General features: G+C 67.2%; 17 protein-coding genes. 10 read left to right on the forward strand and 7 right to left on the reverse strand.

Going from position 1 to position 19,886, the window contains the following annotated elements; all coding sequences use genetic code 11:
• Positions 1 to 4: 4 nt before the first annotated feature.
• The 5 genes from NNZ72_RS01820 to NNZ72_RS01840 all read right to left on the reverse strand — a co-directional run bounded on the left by NNZ72_RS01820 (position 5) and on the right by NNZ72_RS01840 (position 3,746).
• Positions 5 to 817: a CbbQ/NirQ/NorQ/GpvN family protein gene (locus NNZ72_RS01820; RefSeq protein WP_257311830.1), complete on the reverse strand. Its 813-nt coding sequence runs from the start codon at positions 815 to 817 to the stop codon at positions 5 to 7.
• A gap of 67 nt (positions 818 to 884) precedes the next feature.
• Positions 885 to 2,234 carry a nitric-oxide reductase large subunit gene (locus tag NNZ72_RS01825; protein WP_257311833.1) on the reverse strand — a complete coding sequence of 450 codons (1,350 nt, stop codon included), beginning with the start codon at positions 2,232 to 2,234 and terminating at the stop codon, positions 885 to 887.
• Positions 2,235 to 2,256: 22 nt separating this feature from the next.
• Positions 2,257 to 2,709, reverse strand: a complete 453-nt coding sequence (locus tag NNZ72_RS01830; protein ID WP_257311836.1) for a c-type cytochrome — start codon at positions 2,707 to 2,709, stop codon at positions 2,257 to 2,259.
• A gap of 182 nt (positions 2,710 to 2,891) precedes the next feature.
• Complete coding sequence (locus tag NNZ72_RS01835; RefSeq protein ID WP_371747681.1) at positions 2,892 to 3,167, reverse strand: cytochrome C oxidase subunit IV family protein; 276 nt, start codon at positions 3,165 to 3,167, stop codon at positions 2,892 to 2,894.
• 24 nt (positions 3,168 to 3,191) lie between these two features.
• Positions 3,192 to 3,746, reverse strand: coding sequence for a cytochrome c oxidase subunit 3 (locus NNZ72_RS01840; RefSeq protein ID WP_257311841.1), 555 nt, complete (start codon positions 3,744 to 3,746; stop codon positions 3,192 to 3,194).
• Between the two features lie 102 nt (positions 3,747 to 3,848).
• On the opposite strand from NNZ72_RS01840, the gene NNZ72_RS01845 reads away from it, so the two are divergent.
• The 4 genes from NNZ72_RS01845 (at position 3,849) to gdhA (ending at position 7,176) form a co-directional block, all read left to right on the forward strand.
• Positions 3,849 to 4,004, forward strand: coding sequence for a hypothetical protein (locus NNZ72_RS01845; RefSeq protein WP_257311844.1), 156 nt, complete (start codon positions 3,849 to 3,851; stop codon positions 4,002 to 4,004).
• Positions 4,005 to 4,013: 9 nt separating this feature from the next.
• On the forward strand, positions 4,014 to 4,502 hold the full coding sequence (locus NNZ72_RS01850) for a hemerythrin domain-containing protein (protein WP_257311846.1): 489 nt from the start codon (positions 4,014 to 4,016) through the stop codon (positions 4,500 to 4,502).
• A 117-nt stretch (positions 4,503 to 4,619) separates the two neighbouring features.
• Positions 4,620 to 5,768, forward strand: coding sequence for an HPP family protein (locus NNZ72_RS01855; RefSeq protein WP_257311849.1), 1,149 nt, complete (start codon positions 4,620 to 4,622; stop codon positions 5,766 to 5,768).
• Between the two features lie 52 nt (positions 5,769 to 5,820).
• Positions 5,821 to 7,176 (forward strand): NADP-specific glutamate dehydrogenase, encoded by a 1,356-nt coding sequence (gene gdhA / locus NNZ72_RS01860; RefSeq protein ID WP_257311852.1) that lies wholly within the window; start codon positions 5,821 to 5,823, stop codon positions 7,174 to 7,176.
• A gap of 77 nt (positions 7,177 to 7,253) precedes the next feature.
• Here gdhA and NNZ72_RS01865 read toward each other — a convergent pair whose 3' ends face one another.
• A complete protein-coding gene (locus tag NNZ72_RS01865; protein WP_257311855.1) occupies positions 7,254 to 9,143 on the reverse strand; it encodes an MFS transporter in 1,890 nt (629 codons plus the stop codon).
• A 367-nt stretch (positions 9,144 to 9,510) separates the two neighbouring features.
• On the opposite strand from NNZ72_RS01865, the gene NNZ72_RS01870 reads away from it, so the two are divergent.
• From NNZ72_RS01870 to NNZ72_RS01895, 6 genes are all read left to right on the forward strand, one after another.
• On the forward strand, positions 9,511 to 10,992 hold the full coding sequence (locus NNZ72_RS01870; protein ID WP_257311858.1) for a sugar ABC transporter ATP-binding protein: 1,482 nt from the start codon (positions 9,511 to 9,513) through the stop codon (positions 10,990 to 10,992).
• Positions 10,989 to 12,014, forward strand: a complete 1,026-nt coding sequence (locus NNZ72_RS01875) for an ABC transporter permease (RefSeq protein WP_257311861.1) — start codon at positions 10,989 to 10,991, stop codon at positions 12,012 to 12,014. Before NNZ72_RS01870 ends, NNZ72_RS01875 begins: the two co-directional genes overlap by 4 nt.
• Positions 12,015 to 12,047: 33 nt before the next feature.
• Positions 12,048 to 13,088, forward strand: coding sequence for a substrate-binding domain-containing protein (locus tag NNZ72_RS01880; protein ID WP_257311863.1), 1,041 nt, complete (start codon positions 12,048 to 12,050; stop codon positions 13,086 to 13,088).
• A 176-nt stretch (positions 13,089 to 13,264) separates the two neighbouring features.
• Positions 13,265 to 14,509, forward strand: coding sequence for an LVIVD repeat-containing protein (locus NNZ72_RS01885; RefSeq protein ID WP_257311865.1), 1,245 nt, complete (start codon positions 13,265 to 13,267; stop codon positions 14,507 to 14,509).
• 101 nt (positions 14,510 to 14,610) lie between these two features.
• Positions 14,611 to 15,006: an FAD synthase family protein gene (locus NNZ72_RS01890; protein ID WP_257311867.1), complete on the forward strand. Its 396-nt coding sequence runs from the start codon at positions 14,611 to 14,613 to the stop codon at positions 15,004 to 15,006.
• A gap of 8 nt (positions 15,007 to 15,014) precedes the next feature.
• Complete coding sequence (locus NNZ72_RS01895) at positions 15,015 to 16,220, forward strand: CDP-glycerol glycerophosphotransferase family protein (protein ID WP_257311868.1); 1,206 nt, start codon at positions 15,015 to 15,017, stop codon at positions 16,218 to 16,220.
• Between the two features lie 33 nt (positions 16,221 to 16,253).
• Here NNZ72_RS01895 and NNZ72_RS01900 read toward each other — a convergent pair whose 3' ends face one another.
• A complete protein-coding gene (locus NNZ72_RS01900; RefSeq protein ID WP_257311871.1) occupies positions 16,254 to 19,844 on the reverse strand; it encodes a CDP-glycerol glycerophosphotransferase family protein in 3,591 nt (1,196 codons plus the stop codon).
• Positions 19,845 to 19,886: the final 42 nt, after the last annotated feature.

The following is a 19,886-nucleotide window of genomic DNA, read 5'->3' on the forward strand; positions in this document are numbered from 1 at the left end:
ATCCTCAGCGAATGGCCGCGTCGGCGACTTCGAGGAGCGCGGCCTTGACGTCCGGCTCGTCGGTGAGCGGCTCGATCATCGCGGCGCGCACGGCCTCGCGCGGGCTCATGCCGCTGTCGATCAGGCAGGCGCAGTAGACGAGGAGGCGGGTCGAGACGCCTTCCTCCAGATCGTGGCCCTTCAGCGCGCGCAGCCGGTGGGCGAGCGCGACGAGGGGGGCGACACGCGCCGCATCGAGCCCGCTTTCCGAGCACACGACCGCGATCTCCTCCTCCTTCGGCAGGAAGTCGAACTCGATGGCGACGAAGCGCTGGCGCGTCGAGGGCTTCAGCGACTTCAGCAGGTTCTGGTAGCCGGGGTTGTAGGAGACGACGAGCATGAAGGCGGGCGGGGCCTCCAGCACCTCGCCGGTGCGTTCCAGCGGCAGGATGCGGCGGTCGTCGGTCAGCGGATGCAGCACGACGGCGACGTCCTTGCGGGCCTCGACGATCTCGTCGAGATAGCAGACGCCGCCCTGGCGCACGGCGCGGGTCAGCGGCCCGTCGACCCAGACCGTGTCGCCGCCCTTGATGAGGTAGCGGCCGGTGAGGTCGGCGGCGGCGAGGTCGTCGTGGCAGGAAACGGTGGACAGCGGCAGGCCGAGCTTGGCGGCCATGTGGCTGACGAAGCGGGTCTTGCCGCAGCCCGTCGGCCCCTTGAGGAGCAGCGGAAGCTGGCGCACCCACGCCTTCTCGAACAGGGCGCATTCGTTGCCCGAGGGGCTGTAGGCCGGGATGTCGGGCGAAAGGCGCGGCGTATCCTTGAGGAGGATGGTCATTTCGGTCTCCGTGAACGGTGTCTGCGGGAAGAAGCCGGCCCCGTGGGATGACGGGGCCGGCCCTCTCTCACTCGGCGGGCTGCTGCAGCATCCGGCTCAGGCTGTCGCTGCGTTCCTTGCCGGGAACGAGCACGGCCCAGATGAACATCAGCGCCGAGAGGAGCACGACGACGCCGGACCCGAGCCGGACCCAGTAGAACAGCGCGAGCTGGTCCTGCACGTCCATGTAGCTCTCGCCGAGCACGCGCTGGAGATGGGTCTGCACGACGCCGGCGAAGGTGAGCGCGAAGGTCATCACCGACATGGCCGTGCACATCGCCCAGAAGCTGGCGATCGAGAGCCACTGGTTGTACGGCTGGCGGCCGCGGGTCTCCGGGATGGCATAGGCCATGACGGCGAGGTTCAGCATCACGTAGGCGCCGAAGAAGGCGAGATGTCCGTGGGCGGCCGTCACCTGCGTGCCGTGGGTGTAGTAGTTCACCGACGACAGCGTGTGCAGGAAGCCCCAGACGCCGGCGCCGAAGAAGGCCATCACCGAGCAGCCGATCGACCAGAGCAGCGCCGCCTTGTTCGGATGGTTGCGGCCGGCCTTCCAGGTCATCACGAAGGTGAAGATGACCATGGTGAAGAAGGGCGCCACTTCCAGCGTCGAGAACAGCGAGCCGATCCACTGCCAGTAGCCCGGCGCGCCGATCCAGTAGTAGTGGTGGCCGGTGCCGAGGATGCCGGAGAACAGCGCCAGGCCGACGATGACGTAGAGCCACTTCTCGACGACCTCGCGGTCGATGCCGTTGAGCTTGATCATCAGGAAGGCCAGAACCGAGGCCATGATCAGCTCCCACACGCCCTCGACCCACAGGTGGATCACGTACCACCAGTACATCTTGTCGAGCGCGAGGTTCGCCGGGTTGTAGAAGGCGAACAGGAAGAACAGGGCAAGACCCCACAGGCCGAACAGCAGGATGTTGATGACCGTGGTCTTGCGGCCCTTCAGCGCCGTCATGGTGATGTTGAACAGGAACATCAGCACGACGACGACGATGCCGACCTTGGCGGCGAAGGTCTGCTCGAGGAACTCGCGGCCCTCGTGGATGCGGAACATGTAGCCGACCACGGTCAGCCCCGCCGCCACGAAGAACATCCAGAACTGGACGACGGCGAGCTTCGAGCTGTAGAGCTCCGTCTCGGTCTCCTCGGGGATCATGTAGTAGGTCGCGCCCATGAAGCCCATCAAGAGCCAGACGACCAGCGCGTTGGTGTGGATCATGCGCACGATGTTGAAGGGCAGGAGCTCGGAGAGCGTGTTGGGCAGCACGTAGATGAGACCCGCGACGACGCCGAAGAGGACCTGGGCGATGAACAGGCCGAGCGCGCCGTAGAAGTACAGCATCGCGACCTTTTGCGATTGATATTTCATGTCGTTTCTCCTTCCCGCCTCGTCAGCCCGCCTCGTTCGGCGGCCAGTCCTGGGTCATGATGCGGCTGGTCCACTCGAGGAAGTCGGCGAGATCGTCGAGCTCCTGTTCGGTCAGGTTGAACTGCGGCATCTGCCGGCGGCCCTCGATGCCGGTCGGCTGCGCCGCCATCCAGGCCTTGAGGGTGTCGCGCGCGCCCTCGGGATCGTCGACCCCGCCGTATCGCTTCCAGACGTTGCCGAGCTCGGGCGCGAAATAGGCGCCTTCGCCGAGCAATGTGTGACAGTTGATGCAGGCATTCTTCTCCCAGACGTGCTTGCCACGCGTGACGCTGTCCGTCAGCGTGGCCTCGTCGGTGGAGGTGGTCCTGATGTAGTAGTGACTGTGGGCCGTGAGCCCCACGAAGATCGCGAAGAAGAAGATGGACCCGCCATAGAAGACGTTGCGGGCTCCGGTCTTGGTCAGGCGCTCTGCCATCGCTTGCGTCCTTTCATCCGCCGGAAACCCGGCACTAATCCCCCGTCGCATGCTAGGACCGGTGATCGGCCGGCCGGCAGTGCGGGACGTCTTCCTTCTAGCGGTCGGGAAAAAGCGTTCTTTGCTCTCTGGCAAAGAGGGAGGGCAATTGCATGTGCAATCGCCCGAAGGCCGCGGATCGGTCAGCCGAGGACGGAAACGGTAATCGAGCGGACGAGCGCCAGCGCAAGCAGCATCGCCGGCCAGGCGAGCAGCGCCTGGCGCAGCGGCCCGGGCGCCTCGCGCAGCTCCATGAAGTCGAGGACCACGAAGCGGCCCTTCGCATAGGCCATGACGAGGACGGCGGCGATGGGCACGAGAAGCCCGCCGCTGTAGCCGCCGACGAAGGCGCCGCCCGCGGCAAGCGTCAGCAGCATGGCGAGCGTCGCAACGAAGCGTTCGCGGGCCTGTCGTGTCATTGCCTGCCGTGCCATGGCTAAACCTCACGCGAGATAGAGGATGGGGAACATCACGAGCCAGACGAGGTCGATCGCATGCCAGAGCGTGGCGATGAGGAAGACGTTCGCCCGCGACGGCCGCCAGGCGACCAGCAGCAGGAGGACCGATCCGAACAGCACGTGAAGCAGGTGGAAGCCGGTGACGAGGAAGTAGAGCTCGAAGAAGCCGCCCGCCGCCGGGTCGCCGACGAAATCGATCTCGCGCGAATATTCGAGGAGCTTGACGGCGACGAAGGCGAGGCCCAGCATCGCCGCCAGCACGAGCGGCCGGCGCACGGCGAGTCCTTCGTCGCGGCGGCGCACGGCGAGTGCCGCCTGCCAGCCGCTCAGCACGAGGATGAGGGTGTTGGCGCCGGCAAGGCCGGGGCTCAGGTGCCCGCGCAGTGCGGCGGCGCCCTGCGGGTCGAGAGCGGACATGACGAGGAAGGCGGCGAGCAGCGCGCCGAAGGCGACGAGTTCGCTCCAGACCAGTACCCATAGCAGGAGCGAATCGTCGCCCTCCGCCGCCGTCCCCCTGCCGATATCGTCCATCGTGACCATGCGGCTTTCCTACCGCGGGCCGCCGCCGCGGTCTTTGCGCTCGCGCAAAGAGGAGGCGCGCCGGCGGCGGCATGATGTCCGGGACGAACAAGGAACACTGTCATGACCGACGCACAGATCGGGCTTCTGGTCGCCACACCGGTGATCATCGGCTTCGCCCTGACGCTCCATCGCATGGGCGTTCTCCAGGGCGCGGGCACGCTGTCCGCCGTCGCCGCCTCCGTGGCGATCGCCGCCGTGCTCTTCTTCGGACAATAGGAGGCGACGATGCGTGCAGCACTTGCGACGGAAAGCCGGGAATTCGATGCCGCCGACATCGGCCGCCTCGAAGCCCGGCACGAGGAACTGCTCGACCTCTGCCTGAAGCTCGAGGAGGCGGCGGGCGAGATCGGCGCGGCCGGCGCTGCGCCGGAGCTCGACTCGCTGGCGGATGCCATTCCCCTTCTCCTGCGGCAGACGCACGAGCTGGAGGAGCGGGTCTTCTTCCCGGATTTCGACCGCCATGCCGGCTCCTGCTTCGCGGCGATGACGATCGAGCGGCTGAAGGCCGAGCACCGTTGCGACCGGCTCGCGGCGGACGAACTGACGCTGACGCTGAAGGCCGTGGCCGAGGGGCGCTGCGGCCTTTCCGCCGACACGGTCTCGCGCATGGTCTCCGGCTTCCAGGAGAGCCTGCGCCGGCACGTCCAGTCCGAACGGCTGATGCTGGAGGCGCTGCTTGCGGCGCGGGCGGAGGAGCGGGCGGTGTTCGCCTGAGCGCGCCGATGCGATAATGCCGCGCGCACGGGCATTTGCACCGTTTATGCCCTTGCATTGCGGAAATAATGGGCACATAAGCCTGCCCATTATGCACCTCTCCTCGTCCTAGCCTGAATGACAACGCCGCCCTCGACCGACGATGGTCAAAAAACGCGCTTTCTGACCCGATTCAGGCTTTTCAACCCGATTCTGGCGGGCGCGACCTTCAAGGAGCGGTTGATCGGCTGCCTCGGAGCGCTGATCGGGATCGGGCTGACCGGCCTCGTCTGCGCGCTCGTCTTCGGCGACGACCCCCGCCTGCCGCTCATCGCCGCGCCGATGGGCGCCTCGGCGGTGCTTCTCTTCGCGGTGCCGGCGAGCCCGCTCGCCCAACCCTGGTCCATCGTCGGCGGCAACACGATCTCGGCGCTCGTCGGCATCCTGGTCTCCTCGCTCGTCGGCGATCCGATGCTCGCGATCGGCCTTGCCGTCTCGCTCGCGATCCTCGCCATGTCGCTGACCCGCTCGCTGCATCCGCCGGGCGGCGCCGCCGCGCTGACGGCGGTGATCGGCGGCTCCTCCGTGGCCGAGGCCGGCTATCTCTTCGCCTTCGTGCCGGTCGCGGTGAACGCGCTGATCCTCGTCGCCGTCGGCATCCTGTTCCACCGGCTCTCCGGCCGGCAGTATCCGCATCGCCCGGCCGCGCCGGTCAATCCGCACAGGACGGCCGATCCGCCGCCCGCCATGCGCGCCGGCTTCAACGCCGAGGACATCGACGCGGCGATCGAGCGCTTCAACGAGACGCTCGACATCAGCCGCGACGACCTCCACGCGCTGCTGCGGGAGGTGGAGCTGCAGGCGCTGGCGCGGCAGAAGGGGGAGCTCGCCTGCGCCGACGTCATGTCGCGCGACGTGGTGACCGTGCCCGCAAGCGCCACGCCCGCCCAGGCGCAGTCGCTGCTGCTGCGGCACGACATCCGCACGCTGCCGGTGCTCCATGAGGACGGCCGGCTCGCCGGCACGGTGGGGCTGCGCGAGCTCGCGGCACTGGAGGGCGTCGGTGCCCTGCCGGTGACGCCCGCGGCGACGGCAAGCCCGTCCGATCCGGCGATCGGCCTTCTGCCCCGGCTCACCGACGGCGTCGCCCATGCGGTGGTGATCGTCGACGAGGGCGGGCGCGTCGTCGGCATCATCTCGCAGACCGATCTCCTCTCCACGCTCGCCCGCTCGCTCGCCCGGGCGCGGGGCGGCAGCGTCATGCTCGGCGCCGGCCAGGGGATATGACGCCGTGACCCGAAACTGTCCCCGAACCCGACCACATCCAAAGGAGTGCCCCATGGCCGCAATCGACGAAAAGCTTGAGCCCATTTTCGGCAAGGTGCTGCAGCGCAATCCCGCCGAGCCGGAATTCCACCAGGCGGTGCGCGAGGTGCTGGAAAGCCTCGGCCTCGTCGTCTCCAAGCATCCCGACTATCTGACGGACGCGCTGATCGAACGCATCTGCGAGCCGGAGCGCCAGATCATCTTCCGCGTGCCGTGGGTCGACGACCAGGGCCAGGTGCACATCAACCGCGGCTTCCGCGTGCAGTTCAATTCGGCGCTCGGGCCCTACAAGGGGGGCCTGCGCTTCCATCCGTCGGTCAATCTCGGCATCATCAAGTTCCTCGGCTTCGAGCAGATCTTCAAGAACGCGCTGACGGGCCTGCCGATCGGCGGCGGCAAGGGCGGCTCGGACTTCGACCCGAAGGGCCGCTCCGACGGCGAGATCATGCGCTTCTGCCAGTCCTTCATGACGGAGCTGCACCGCCATCTCGGCGAGTACACGGACGTGCCGGCGGGCGACATCGGCGTCAGCGGCCGCGAGATCGGCTGGATGTTCGGCCAGTACAAGCGGCTGACCAACCGCTTCGAGGCGGGCGTCTTCACCGGCAAGGGCCTGAGCTACGGCGGCTCGCTGGTGCGCAAGGAGGCGACCGGCTACGGCGCGGTCTATTTCACCGAGGCGATGCTCATGACCCGCAAGGCCGGCTTCGAGGGCCAGCGCGTCACGATCTCCGGCTCCGGCAACGTCGCCGTCTACGCCATGGAGAAGGCCATCCACTACGGTGCGAAGGTCGTCGCCTTCTCCGACAGCAGCGGCTACGTCCATGACGAGGAGGGCATCGATCTCGATCTCGTCAAGGAGATCAAGGAAGTCCGCCGCCAGCGCGTCTCCGAATATGTCCGACTCAAGGGCAAGGGCACGCATTTCGTGCCGGCCGGCAAGGGCTCGATCTGGGACGTGCCCTGCGCCGTGGCGCTGCCCTGCGCGACGCAGAACGAGCTCTCCGGCAAGGATGCCGCGACGCTGATCAAGAACGGCGTTGCCGCCGTGGCGGAGGGCGCCAACATGCCCTGCACGCCGGAGGCGGTACGCGCCTTCCAGGAGGCGGGCGTGCTGTTCGGCCCCGGCAAGGCGGCGAATGCCGGCGGGGTCGCGACCTCGGCGCTGGAGATGCAGCAGAACGCCAGCCGCGACAGCTGGAGCTTCGAGCAGACGCGCGAGCGCCTCAGCCAGATCATGCAGAGCATCCACGACCGTTGCGCCCAGACCGCCGACGAATACGGCTTCCGCGGCAACTACGTGCTCGGTGCCAACATCGCCGGTTTCATCCGCGTGGCCGAGGCGATGCGCGCGCAGGGCGTGATCTGATCCGTCCCGCCGCGACACGAAAAAGCCCGGCAGGCTGGCGCCTGCCGGGCTTTTTCGTCGGGCGCTAGCCCCTTCGGTCACGTCATCGTGTGGATGTCGCGGTCCTTCGTTTCCGGCAGGAAGAGAAGGCCGATGACGAGGGTGAGGCCTGCGAAGACGATCGGGTACCACAGGCCGTAGTAGATGTCGCCCTGGGCCGCGCTCATCGCGAAGGCCGTGGCCGGCAGCAGGCCGCCGAACCAGCCGTTGCCGATGTGGTAGGGCAGCGACATGCCGGTGTAGCGGATGCGGGTCGGGAAGAGCTCGACCAGCAGGGCGGCGATCGGGCCGTAGACCATCGTCACGTAGATGACGAGGACCGTGAGCACGGCGATGACCATGACCCAGTTCACGGCGGCCGGGTCGGCGACCATGGTGAAGGCCCCGCCGTTGGCGATCGTGTAGACGGCCATGTCGGTGGTGCCGGCGGCTTCCTCGGCCGTCAGCAGCTTGGCTGCGACGAGGTCCTCGGCCGAGAGCGTCGCCTTCTCGCCGGCGCGGATCGCCGCGGCGTCGAGACCGAGTTCCGGGTTGGCGGCGACGAAGGCGTCGAGCTTGGAGTCCGGAACCTTCGCCGCGCCGCGGACCAGCGGATAGCCGTTGTCGTGGAGCGCGATGTTGGTCTGCTTCTGGAAGGCGGCGTCGAGTGCCTTGGCCTGGTCGCCGGCGGCCACCGCGTCATAGCTGTTGATCGTGGTGTCGCCGATCTTGACCGTGGCGGCCGTGCCGGCCGGCGCGGTCGCGACCACGTCGTAGGGCACCGAGTTGCGGGTCAGGAACGAGGTCGCGATGTCGCAGGACGTGGTGAACTTCGCGGTGCCCGTCGGGTTGAACTGGAACTTGCAGTCGCCCGGAGCGGCCGTGACGGTCGCGCGGATCGTTTCCTGCGCCTGCGCCAGCGCCGGGTTGCCGGCCCAGGTCATCGCCTTGAACAGCGGGAAGTAGGTCAGCATGGCGAGCAGCAGGCCGGCCATGATGATCGGCTTGCGGCCGATCTTGTCCGACAGCCAGCCGAAGAAGACGAAGAAGCCGGTGCCGAGCAGAAGCGAGATCGCCACCATGATGTTCGCCGACTGGTTTTCGACCTTGAGCACGCCCGTCAGGAAGAACAGGGCGTAGAACTGGCCGGAATACCAGACGACGGCCTGGCCGACGACGGCGCCGAACAGCGCGAGAAGCGCGATCTTGGCGTTGCGCCACTGGCCGAAGGCCTCGGTGAGCGGAGCCTTGGAACCCTTGCCCTCTTCCTTCATCTTCTTGAAGGCGGGCGATTCGTTCATCTTCAGGCGGATCCAGACGGAGACGCCGAGAAGCAGGACCGACAGCAGGAAGGGAATGCGCCAGCCCCAGGCGGCGAAGGCCTCCTTGCCGACGATGAACTGCACGAGGAGGATGACGACCAGCGACAGGAACAGGCCGAGCGTGGCCGTCGTCTGGATCCAGGACGTGAAGTAGCCGCGCTTGCCGTCCGGCGCGTGCTCGGCGACATAGGTCGCGGCACCGCCGTATTCGCCGCCGAGAGCCAGGCCCTGCAGCATGCGCAGCGCGATCAGGATGATCGGCGCGGCGATGCCGATGGAGGCCGCACCCGGGAGCAGGCCGACGACGAAGGTCGAGAAGCCCATGATCAGGATGGTGACGAGGAAGGTATACTTGCGGCCGACGAGGTCGCCGAGGCGGCCGAAGACGAGCGCGCCGAACGGACGGACGAGGAAGCCCGCCGCGAAGGCGAGGAGCGCGAAGATGTTGCGCGTCGTCTCCGGATACTGGCTGAAGAAGGTCGCGCCGATATAGATCGCCAGCGAACCGTAGAGATAGAAGTCGTACCATTCGAAGACGGTGCCGAGCGAAGAGGCGAAGATCACCTTCTTCTGCTCGCCCGTCATGGGCGTGCTTTTGGCGCCACCCGTCACAGACACATTTGCCATTCTTTCTTTCCTCCTCGAAAGGCCATCCCACTCTCGCCCCCACCCCTCTCCTCAGGGCGGCGGACGGGGATGCGCTTCTTGAAGGATGTCAGAAAACGGATTGTGGCGTCAGCGCACCTTTCGCACTACGACTTTCGTCGTAACCGGACGACCGCTTCCGCACGCCTGGAGGCGACGCTTGCCACAGACGGACGGGAAAAATAGGATAAATCGACACCGCTTGTCGGCCCGGGTGCGGCGCGACCGTTCAAGGGCCGACAAGTCGTTGGAATATTTTTCTTTTCCCTATGCGGGAAGGGCAAAGGCAATGCTTGCCTTCGCGCCGTCTTTCCTGCAATTGGCCATTGTTTAAACCAGACTCGTTCCGATGCCGCTTCTCCATGCCCAAGCTCTTTCCAGGTCGTTCGGCTCGACCCGGGCGCTCGTCGAGCTGACGCTCTCGATCGAGCCCGGCGAGATCGTCGCCCTGATGGGGGCGAACGGCGCCGGCAAGTCGACCTTCGTGAAGATCCTCTCCGGCGTGCTCGCGCCGGACGCGGGCAGCGTTCTCTTCAAGGGGCGGCCATACGCGCCGTCGGTGCCGGCGGAAGCGACGGCGGCCGGCGTCGTCACCGTGCACCAATCCACCGACCTCGTCGGCATTCCGGGGCTGACGGTCGGCGATGCGCTGTTGCTCAACCGCTTCGTCGATCGGCGTGAGCCCTTCTTCGTCTCGCGCCGCCGCGTCCGCCGTGAGGCGCAGGCGATGCTGCGCGAAGCCGGCTTCGACCTGCCGGTCGACCGCAATTTCGCCGAGCTCCCGGCCGCCGACCGGCAGCTCGTCGCCATCGCCCGGGCGCTCGTCAACCGGGCCGAGCTGCTGATCCTCGACGAGCCGACGGCAAGCCTCTCGGCCGCCGAATCCCGCCGTCTCTATGCGACGCTCCTCGACCTGAAGCGGCGCGGGATGGCGATCCTCTACATCTCGCACCGCACCGCCGACCTCGCCGCGCTCGCCGACCGGGTCGCCGTGCTGCGCGGCGGGCGCGTCGTCGAGACCTTCGCCCGGCCGGTCGATTTCGACGCGGCGATCGAGACGATGATCGGCCGGCCGCTCGCCTCCGCCCGGCCCGATGCGAGGCGCGCGGACGGCGATCCGGTGTTCGAGATCTCCGGCGGACGGCTTCTGCCGGGGAGCGAGCCCTTCGACCTGGCTCTTCGCCGCGGCGAAGTGGTGGCGATCACCGGCGTGCTCGGCGCCGGCAAGAGCCGGCTGCTGTCGGCCGTCTTCGGTGCCGGACGGCTGGCGGAAGGCGCCATGCGGCTCGACGGTGCGCGCTATGCGCCGGAAAGCCCGCGCGAGGCCATCGCCGCCGGCGTCGCCATGGCCGGCGAGGACCGGCACCGCTCCTCGCTGATGCCGGCCGGCTGGCCCGGCGAGACCATCGCGGAGACGATCAGCCTGCCGCATCTTTCCCGCTGGTATCCCTCGGGCTTCATCCGGCCGCGCAGGGAGCGGGCGAAGGCCGAGGCGGCGATCGACCGGCTCGGCATCCGCGCCGCCGGCCCGACCGCCTCCGTCTGGACGCTGTCGGGCGGCAACCAGCAGAAGGTCGTGCTCGGCCGCTGGGAGGCCGAGCCCGGTAGGCTGCTCCTGCTCGACGAGCCGTTCCAGGGCGTCGACGTCGGCGCCCGCCACGACATCATCACCGCCATCCGCAGCCGCACCGACCGCGCCACGCTGATCGCCACCTCCGATCCGGAGGAGGCGATCGAGGTCGCCGACCGCGTGCTGACCATGGACCACCACACCATCCGCGAGGGCCGGGCCGGCGCCGGAGCTCGACGTATCGGGGAAGACGCACGATGACGACCGCACATGACGACACCGCATCGAGGCCGGGTGCCGGCGAGCACCTGCGCGAGTTCCTTCGCGCCGGCGCCGTCTTCATCCTGCTCTTCGCCATGGTCGTCGGCTTCACCGCGGCGCAGCCGGCCTTCATCAACATCAACAACCTGATGAGCATCCTGCAGGCGGTCTCGGTCGTCGCCATCCTCGGCGCGGGCGTGACCGTCACGCTCGCCGTCGGCGGCTTCGACCTGTCGATCGGCGCCGTCGCCGCCTCCAGCGTCATGGCGGCGAGCTACGTCATGATCGTCTGGGGGCTCGGCGCCTTCGCGACGATCCCGCTGGTGCTGCTGCTCGGGGCGGCGATCGGCTTCGTCAACGCCTTCCTTATCGTCCGCCTCAAGGTGCCGGACCTGCTCGCCACGCTCTCCATGATGTTCCTGCTGACCGGCCTCCAGCTCATCCCGACGGCGGGGCGCTCCATCTCGCCGGGCCTGATCCTGCCCGACGGCACCACTGCGACGGGAGCGTACGATCCGCTCTTCCTGCTGGTCGGCCGCTCCAGCCTGTTCGGCATCGTGCCGCTGCCGGTCGTCATCATGGGCGTGGTCGCCGTCCTGCTCTTCGTGCTGACGGAGCGCACGCGCATCGGCCGGCTGCTCTTCGCCACCGGCGGCAACGAGCTGGCCACGCGGCTTGCCGGCGGGCCGACGGACCGGCTGAAGACGCTCGCCTATGTCATCTCCGGCACGCTCGCCTCGCTCGGCGGCATCGTCGTCGCCGCCCGCGTCGGGCGCGGCGACGTCTCGTCCGGCGCGTCGCTGCTGATGGATTCGGTCGCCGCCGCCCTGATCGGCTTCGCGGTGCTCGGCCTTCGCCGGCCGAACGTCTTCGGCACGATCGTCGGCGCGGTCTTCGTCGGCGTGCTGCTGAACGGGCTCACCATGCTCAACGCGCCCTACTATGCGCAGGATTTCGTCAAGGGCGCCGTGCTGGTCGGCGCGCTGGCGCTCACCTATGGCGTCGCCCGCGGGCGCGCCTGACATCACGATCAGAATCGAACCGTGGAGATACTTATGAACGCATTGCTGAAATCCCTGACCGGCGCGCTTGCCGGCGCCCTCTTCCTCGCCGGGCAGGTCTCCGCCGCCGGCATCGAGGGCGCGCCGGCGCCCTTCGACAAGGGCGACGTCGACATCGCCGTCGTCAGCTTCCTAGGCTCGGGCGACTGGCTGCAGGCCTTCGAGGCCGGCGTGAAGCGCCAGGCCGATGCGCTCGGCGTCAACCTGACGATCTCGCAGGCGCGCAACGACAACGACACCCAGCGCAGCCTCGTCGAGCAGGCGATCAACCTCGGCGTCGACGGCATAATCATCAACAACGGCCGGCCGGAGGTGCTGAAGGACGTCGCCCAGAAGGCGCTCGACGCCGGCATCAAGGTCGTCGCCTACGACGTCAACCTCGACAATCCGCAGATCCCGCAGATCGAGCAGTCAGACGCCGACATGGCCCGCCTCGTGCTGGAACAGGCGGTCAAGGACAAGGGCGACGGTTTCGTCGGCGGCGCGGTCTATGTCGCCGGCTTCGCGCCGCTCGACCGCCGCTACGCCGTCTGGCAGGACTTCGTCAAGACGCACAACCTCACGGAAAAGGCCGTCTGGGGCGTCGTCAACGACACGGTGCCGGCCTCCGTCGCCGACCAGACCAAGGCGATCCTGCGCGCCAACCCGGACATCTCGGTGATCTTCACGCCCTGGGACGAGTTCGCCAAGGGCGTCAAGCTCGCCATCGACGAGCTGGGCGTCGCCAAGGACGTCAAGATCTACGGCGTCGACATCTCCACCGCCGATATCCAGCTGATGACCGAGCCGGACAGCGCCTGGGTCGCCACCGCCGCCACCAACGCCGCCGTCGTCGGCGAGGTCTCGGTGCGGGCCGTCTCGCTCGCCATCGCCGGCGCGTTCCCCGGCCAGTCGGTGCTGCTCCAGCCGACCCTCGTCACCCGCGACGACCTCGTCAGCAACGAGATCTCGACGATCGAGGACCTGCAGCAGAAGTTCCCGGCCTTCCTGAAGAGCGATGCCGCCACCGCATCGTGGATTCCGGCCGTCAACTGAGACCCGTTTCACCTTCTCCCCGGCGGGGGGAGGTGGCCCGAAGGGCCGGATGAGGGGGCGAGCTAACCGTATCGCGCCTACGGCGCCCCCTCATCCCGCTGCCGCGACCTCTCCCCGCCGGGGAGAAGGGATGGACGGCACAATCCGAATTCCATTTCCAGACGAAAGAACCCGCCATGACCCTGCCACCCCCCGATTTCGCCCGCAACATGAAGCTGGTCGGCCACTCCGACATCGGCGGCCGCGGCGACGGGCTGCAGCTCATGGTCCATCGCGGCTATGCCTATGTGGCCCATCCCTGGTCGCAGGGCTTCTCCATCGTCGACGTGCGCGACCCGCGCAATCCGGGCGGGACCACCTATGTCCCCGCGGCTCCGAACACCTGGAACATCCATCTCCAGACTCATGACGACCTGCTGCTCGTCATCAACGCGCTCGACCTCTTCGCCGACGTCGAGACCTTCGCCGACGAGAAGACCTATTACACGAAGTCCGTCGGCGAGAGCGTGGCGGGGGCGCGGACGAAACGTGCCTGGACGGCGGGCATGACGGTCTACGACATCTCCAAGCCCGACAAGCCGCGCAAGATCGGCCAGCTCGACGTCGACGGCGTCGGCTTCCACCGGCTCTGGTATGTCGGCGGCCGCTACGCCTATGCCTCGGCGCTCCTCGACGGCTTCACCGACTATATCTTCGTCACCATCGACATGGCCGATCCCACCCGGCCGGAGCTCGTCGGCCGCTGGTGGCTGCCCGGCATGAACAAGGCGGCGGGCGAGGTCTCCGCCACGCCGGAGGGCAAGCGCCATGCGCTGCACCATGCGCTCGTCGCCGGCGACACGGCCTATGCCTGCTGGCGCGACGGCGGGCTGACGCTGCTCGACATCAAGGACCATGCCGCCCCGAAGCTCATCAAGCACCACAACTGGTGCCCGCCCTACGGCGGCGGCACGCACTCCGCCCTGCCGCTCGCCGAGCGCGGCCTGCTCGTCGTCGCCGACGAGGCGGTGCTCGACAACGAGGCGGACGGGCGTAAGCATACGTGGGTCTTCGACATCCGCGAGCCGTCGAACCCGATCAGCATCTCCACCTTCCCGATCCCGGACGAGATCGACTATGCGAAGAAGGGCGGCCATTTCGGCCCGCACAATCTCCACGAGAACCGCCCGGGCAGCTTCGTCTCCGACACGCTGATCTTCGCCACCTGGCAGAACGCCGGCATCCGCGCCTTCGACATTTCCGATCCGTACCGCCCGGTGGAGACCGGTGCGCTGGTGCCCGCCGCCCCGAGGACGATGACGGACAAGCGCCCGGGCCGCCCGCGGGTCATCCAGTCGGCCGACGTCTTCGTCGACGCGCAGGGCCTCATCTACGCGACGGACTACAATGCCGGCCTTGAGATCATCGAATATGGCGGCTGAGGGCGGCGCTGCACGGCATGGTTGGTAAACATTTTGCGGCCTGGCCGTTGCATCCCTGGCACAAATCCTTCATGGTGGCGCCCGCGAAGCTGGAGAGGCATATGAAGCGGGTCATCACTTTCGGTACTTTCGACGTCCTTCATGTCGGGCACGTCCGTATCCTTCAGCGCGCCAGGGCGCTGGGCGACTATCTGATCGTCGGCGTCTCCACCGACGCGCTGAACTTCTCCAAGAAGCAGAAGAGACCCGTATACTCCCAGTTCGACCGTCTTGAGATCGTCAAGTCCATTGCCGGCGTCGACGAAGTGTTCTTCGAGCACTCCCTCGAGCTGAAGGGCGAGTACATCAAGCAGTTCTCGGCCGATGTCCTCGTCATGGGCAATGACTGGGAAGGCCGGTTCGACGAGTACAAGAGCCTTTGCGAGGTCGTCTATCTTCCACGCACCGAGGGCATTTCGACGACCGAACTGCTGGCGGAGATCAGGGCTTCTGCGTAAGCGCCACCATGCCTGCGAAGCCCTGCTTTGTCGTCAAGAACAAGTTCCAGATCGCGCAGTTCGAAAATCTCGCCAGAGCCTATCCTGACGCCCGCTACCTGCTGCTGAGACGCCGGACGCTGTGGAAAGAGTTCAAGCGTTCGGAAATCCGCGCCTCCGAGATACCGATAAAGCTGGTGGACGGCGACAACGTCGCCCGCATCGCCGCCGGTTCCGACGTCGTCTTCTTCCAGACGCTGTTCTCCGGGATCGAGCGGGTCAAGCGCCCGCTGGTTTCCGTCCAGTACGGCCTTGCCAAGGAGCGCCACAACTACGGCGAATGGCGCGCGCTCGCGGACATGAACCTGATGTTCGGGCCCTATTCCGCCGACAGGGTGGCGCATTTCTCGCCGAGCTACGGCGTCGGCAACATCAAGTTCGCCGACTGGGAGCCTCATCGTGCGGCGGAGGGCCGGGCGGAGGCCAAAAGGGCGATCGGGGCCGATCCCGGCAAGCCGCTGGTGCTCTATATGCCGACCTACGGCGCGCTGGGATCCTTCGGCGAGCTCATCGATTCGCTCGCCCGCCTTGCGGGCGAGTTCGAGGTGGTGATCAAGATGCACCACAACAACGAGATCAAGGGGCGCTCCTGGAGGGGCGAGGCGAAGAAGCGCGGGCTCACGCAACTCTATTCGGGTGGCGCCGACCAGAAGTCCCTGCTCGCGGCGGCGGACGTGGTCGTCAGCGACTTTTCGGGAGCGATCTTCGACGCCATCTATGCGCGCGTGCCGGTCGTGCTTTTCCAGGACGACGCCGCCCGCAGGGTGGGTGTGCAGAAATTCGATCTCAGCTCGATAGAATTCAGCCGCCGGTCCGAGCTCGGCGTCGTCTGCGAGCGGCCGGGAGAGCTCGCCGCGGCGATCCGGACAGCGCTCAGCCGGCCGCCGGAGGCGATTGCGCAGGTGGAGGCCGTGCGAGCGCAGCTCTTCGCGGATGCCGCCGGGAGCGTCGCCCGCAGCACCGAGCTGGTCGATCGGCTGCTGCAGGGCGATATCCCGCGGCTGACGTCCCCGCAGCTCTATGTGCGCGAGGCGGTGAGGGCGCTCACCGTGTCGCGGGCGATGCGCAGGCAGGCGGAGGTACCGACGTTCTGCCAGCGTTTCGAAGCGGCCGTCATGAAGCCCATATTGCGGATCTACTCCGCCGTGACGGGGCGGGGAGACGAGGACGATTGACGGAAGGCGGGCCGTCGCCTTTCGCTGCCGGCCCTAGCGGTCTTCCGTCCGGCTTTCGCCGTCGATGAGGGTATAGAAGCGCTCGATGGCGGCGTGCTGGTAGTCCTCCACCGCGAACGTGCCGGTGAAATTGCCCTTGCCGGAAAGGAACATCTCCATCGCGCCCGTCAGGCCGGCGACCGAATTGTCGACCAGCATCCCGTAACGGTCCGCAAGGACGCCCCTGTTGCCCGTGATGTCCGTTGCGATGACCGGCGTGCGGAGCGTCATCGCCTCCAGCAGGACCATGGGCTGGCCTTCATGGTTCGACGACAGCACGAGGCAGGAGGCGCGCTTCATCGCGGGGAACGCGTTCTGCCGGTGTCCGGCGAGGTAGACCTCGTCGCCGATATCGCGCGACTGGACGAGGTCGGCCAACGTTCCGCGCAGCGGTCCGTCGCCGATGACGACCAGCTTGGCCTGGTAGCCTGACGCACGGACGCGCAGGAAGGCGTCCACGAGCTTCTGGTGATCCTTCTCCGGCGACAGCCGGCCGACTGCCAGGAAGGTGGGATGCTCGCCGAACCACGGGACAAGGTCCTCCTCGAGCGGCTCCCGGCTTCGCTCCTCGATATCCCGGGCCGAGATGAGGTTGGGGCAATGCGAGAAGCGCTCCGCGGGCAGATCGAAGGCGCCGGACATCATTTCCCGGTTGTGGGTGCTGATCGCCTCGCTGACCGAGATGAACCGGTCGTGGTAGTCGAACGTACGGAAGAGCTGGCGCAGGGCCGGGTTCTTCGTGAACCATTCCTGGTACATGTCGTTGTGAAGGTAGATCACGCTGCGCGAGCTGGTCCCGTTGCCGAAGAGGGCCGACCAGAAATAGTTGTAGCCCTCGAAGTGGATGGCGGCGTCGAAATGCGTCTCGCCGAAGATCCGGACGAATTCCGTGGCATGCGCATCGTCGAAGATCGCCTTCATGCGCTCTGTCGGGAACGCGCTCATGGAGGCGGCCTTGGAGATCACCCAGCGCTGTTCGGGCGTCGCCAGCATGAGCCCGACGCGGCCGATGATCTGCAGTTCCGGCGGTAGCCGGTCGACCTGCACCTGCCTGTCCTCGCGGCCGTCGATGGCGTTGGGATCGATCCCCAGATAGGCGTCGTAGGTGCCGAAGTCGATCGCGCGCGCCAGGTTGACGAAGGACGCCGTGATGCCGTTGGCCATGAACGGCCCGGCGAAGAACAGGATGCGCTTCTTCGCCGGCGGCCCGGGCTGCGGCGCCGTATCGAAGAAGAACTGCTTGGTGCGCAGGGTGGCCTTGCCGTCGTCGTGCAGGCAATAGGCCGCGGCCGCCTTCTCGTGGCCCTGCAGGCCGACCGGCTTCGCCTTGACCGCGGCGACCAGCTCCTCGATCGTGCGCACGACCTTGCCCGGCATGTCGTGGATGTCGAGGTAGAAGCCGCGCGTGGCCGTGTAGTGCTCGTAGTCGTAGGCGTAGTAGAAGATCGGCTTGTTGGCGGGGATGAAGTCGAAGAACACCGAGGAGTAGTCCGTCACCAGCACGTCGACGACCGACAGCAGTTCGTTCGTGTCGAGCTGCGGCGGCGCGATGATGGCGTTGAACGACTTGCCCTTGAGCGCCTGCTGTTCCATCACGTGGCCGCGATAGACGACATGGTGGCCGGTGGCCGCCATCGCCTTGAGATCGGCCCTCAGCCGGTCGACGTCGGTATCGACCTCCTTGTGCGTCCCGCGCCAGGTCGGCGCGTAGAAGAGGATGGGCCGCTTGTCGGTGATGCCGAGAAGCCGGCGGATTTCCCGCTTGCGCGCCGGCGAGGCGTTCAGCATCAGGTCGATGCGCGGATAGCCCGTTTCCCTGAGCTTGTATTCGAGCAGGCCCTGCCCGCCGAAATCGCGCAGCGTGCACAGCGTCGTATGGGGATTGGGCGTGACGAGGTGGGTGGCCTGGATGAAGTTGCGGCCGCCGTTGGCGTGCTCGAGGAAACGGCCTTCCATGCGGACGCCGAGAGTCTTCAGCGGCGTGCCGTGCCAGCTGTTGAGGTATTTCTGCTCCGGGCGCCGCGTGAAATAGGAGGGGAACGTGCTGTTGTTCACCAGGTGGCTGGCGGTCGCGAGGTGCCGGCGATAGGCGTCGGTCTCCTTGCGCACGAAGACGATGTTGCCGCGGTCGCGGTATTCGGGCGGGATCGCCTCGGCTTCGTTCACCACCCAGATGTGGAGCCAGTCGGCATAATCGGGATCGGAAAGGAGATTGCGGAAGAGCGCGAGCGGCGTGCAGCTCATCGCGCTGCCGCTGTAGGATTCGTAGACGATGGTCTTGGGCCGGATCGCGAAGTTCGACCGCATCATGGCGTAGTTCTGCAGGCCCCTCCGTTCCTTCTGGACCCTGAAGATGCGGTGATCCATCCCTCGCGAACGGATATCCGGGTAAGCCTCCAGCATCGCCTGGAGCGCCGCGTCCAGCTTGCCCTGCCGCAGGAGCGCGAGGCCGCGGGCGCCGAAGACGAGAGGGCGGTGCCCGCTCAGGCGGTCGGCGAGCGAGGAAAGCCTGCGTTCGGCAAGCGGCCAGTCCTGCGACCGGAGCGCCTGGCAGGCCTTCGCGAGCGCGTCGCCGAGGTCGTCCCGCGCCGCCGATTGCTCGGCGTCTTCCAGAACGGCCTTGGCGGCATCGGTGCCGGCCGGGAAGAAATGCGCAACGAGCGTTTCGGCGGCTTCCTGCAAGCGCCCGTTCTTGAAGAGCACGTATCCGAGGCGATAGAGCCAGCCCGGTTCCGCCTCGCGAGCGAGCGCCGACCGGTAGGCCGCCTCCGCTTCGTCCCACTGTTCGAGCCGTTCCAGCACGAAGCCCAGATGGGCGCTCGCCAGCGCGTAGGCGGGATCGATGCGGCAGGCCTCGCGATAGCGTTCGGCGGCGCGTTCCCACCGATAGCAATGGTCGTGCGCGAAGGCGGCGCGATGGACGAGCTCGGCGTCGCCGGAGGCGGCCCGGGCGAGCGTCAGCTCGTAGGCGTCGGCCGCCGCCGCCCAGTTGCCGACCTGCTCGTGCAGGTACCCGATGCCGAAGCGGGCGACGTTCTCGTCCTTGGAGGCCCGGGCCGCTTCCGCGAACTGGGCGTCGGCATCCGCCGGCCGTCCGGCAGCGGCGAGCGCGAGGCCGTATTCATAATGCCATTCCCAGCGGGAAGGGTCCGCCTCGACGGCGCTCCGGAAGGCTTCGATGGCCTCCTGCAGGCGGTTCATGTCGGCGTTCACCTTGGCGAGCTTGTATTGCCGCTCGGCGGTCGGCGCGAGCTCCACCACCCGCTGCAGCGCCTCGAGCTCCTGCCAGGGCTTCTTCCGGTCGCGATAGGCGCCGGCCAGCATCTCCAGGATCTTCACGTTGCCGCGGTCGAGCACCGCCGCGCGCTCGAAGGCGGCGACCGCCTCCTCCTTGCGTTCGAGAAGGCTCAGCCATTTCCCCTGGCTGTAATGCAGGAAGCTACTTTCCGGCCATCTGTCGAGCAGCCGCTGGATCAGCTCCACCATGCGCTCCGCAGTGGTCTTGGCGATCCTGTAGGCCGCTCGGCCCATGGGGCTGGACTTGTATCGGAGGACGACTTGCTTGATGGCTCGTGTGGCTTGCATGTTGGTCTTCTGTCGCGCCTTTGAGGTTTCTTTCGGGCCGCT

The organism is Shinella pollutisoli, from assembly GCF_024609765.1.
GTDB classification, from domain to species: Bacteria; Pseudomonadota; Alphaproteobacteria; order Rhizobiales; family Rhizobiaceae; genus Shinella; species Shinella pollutisoli.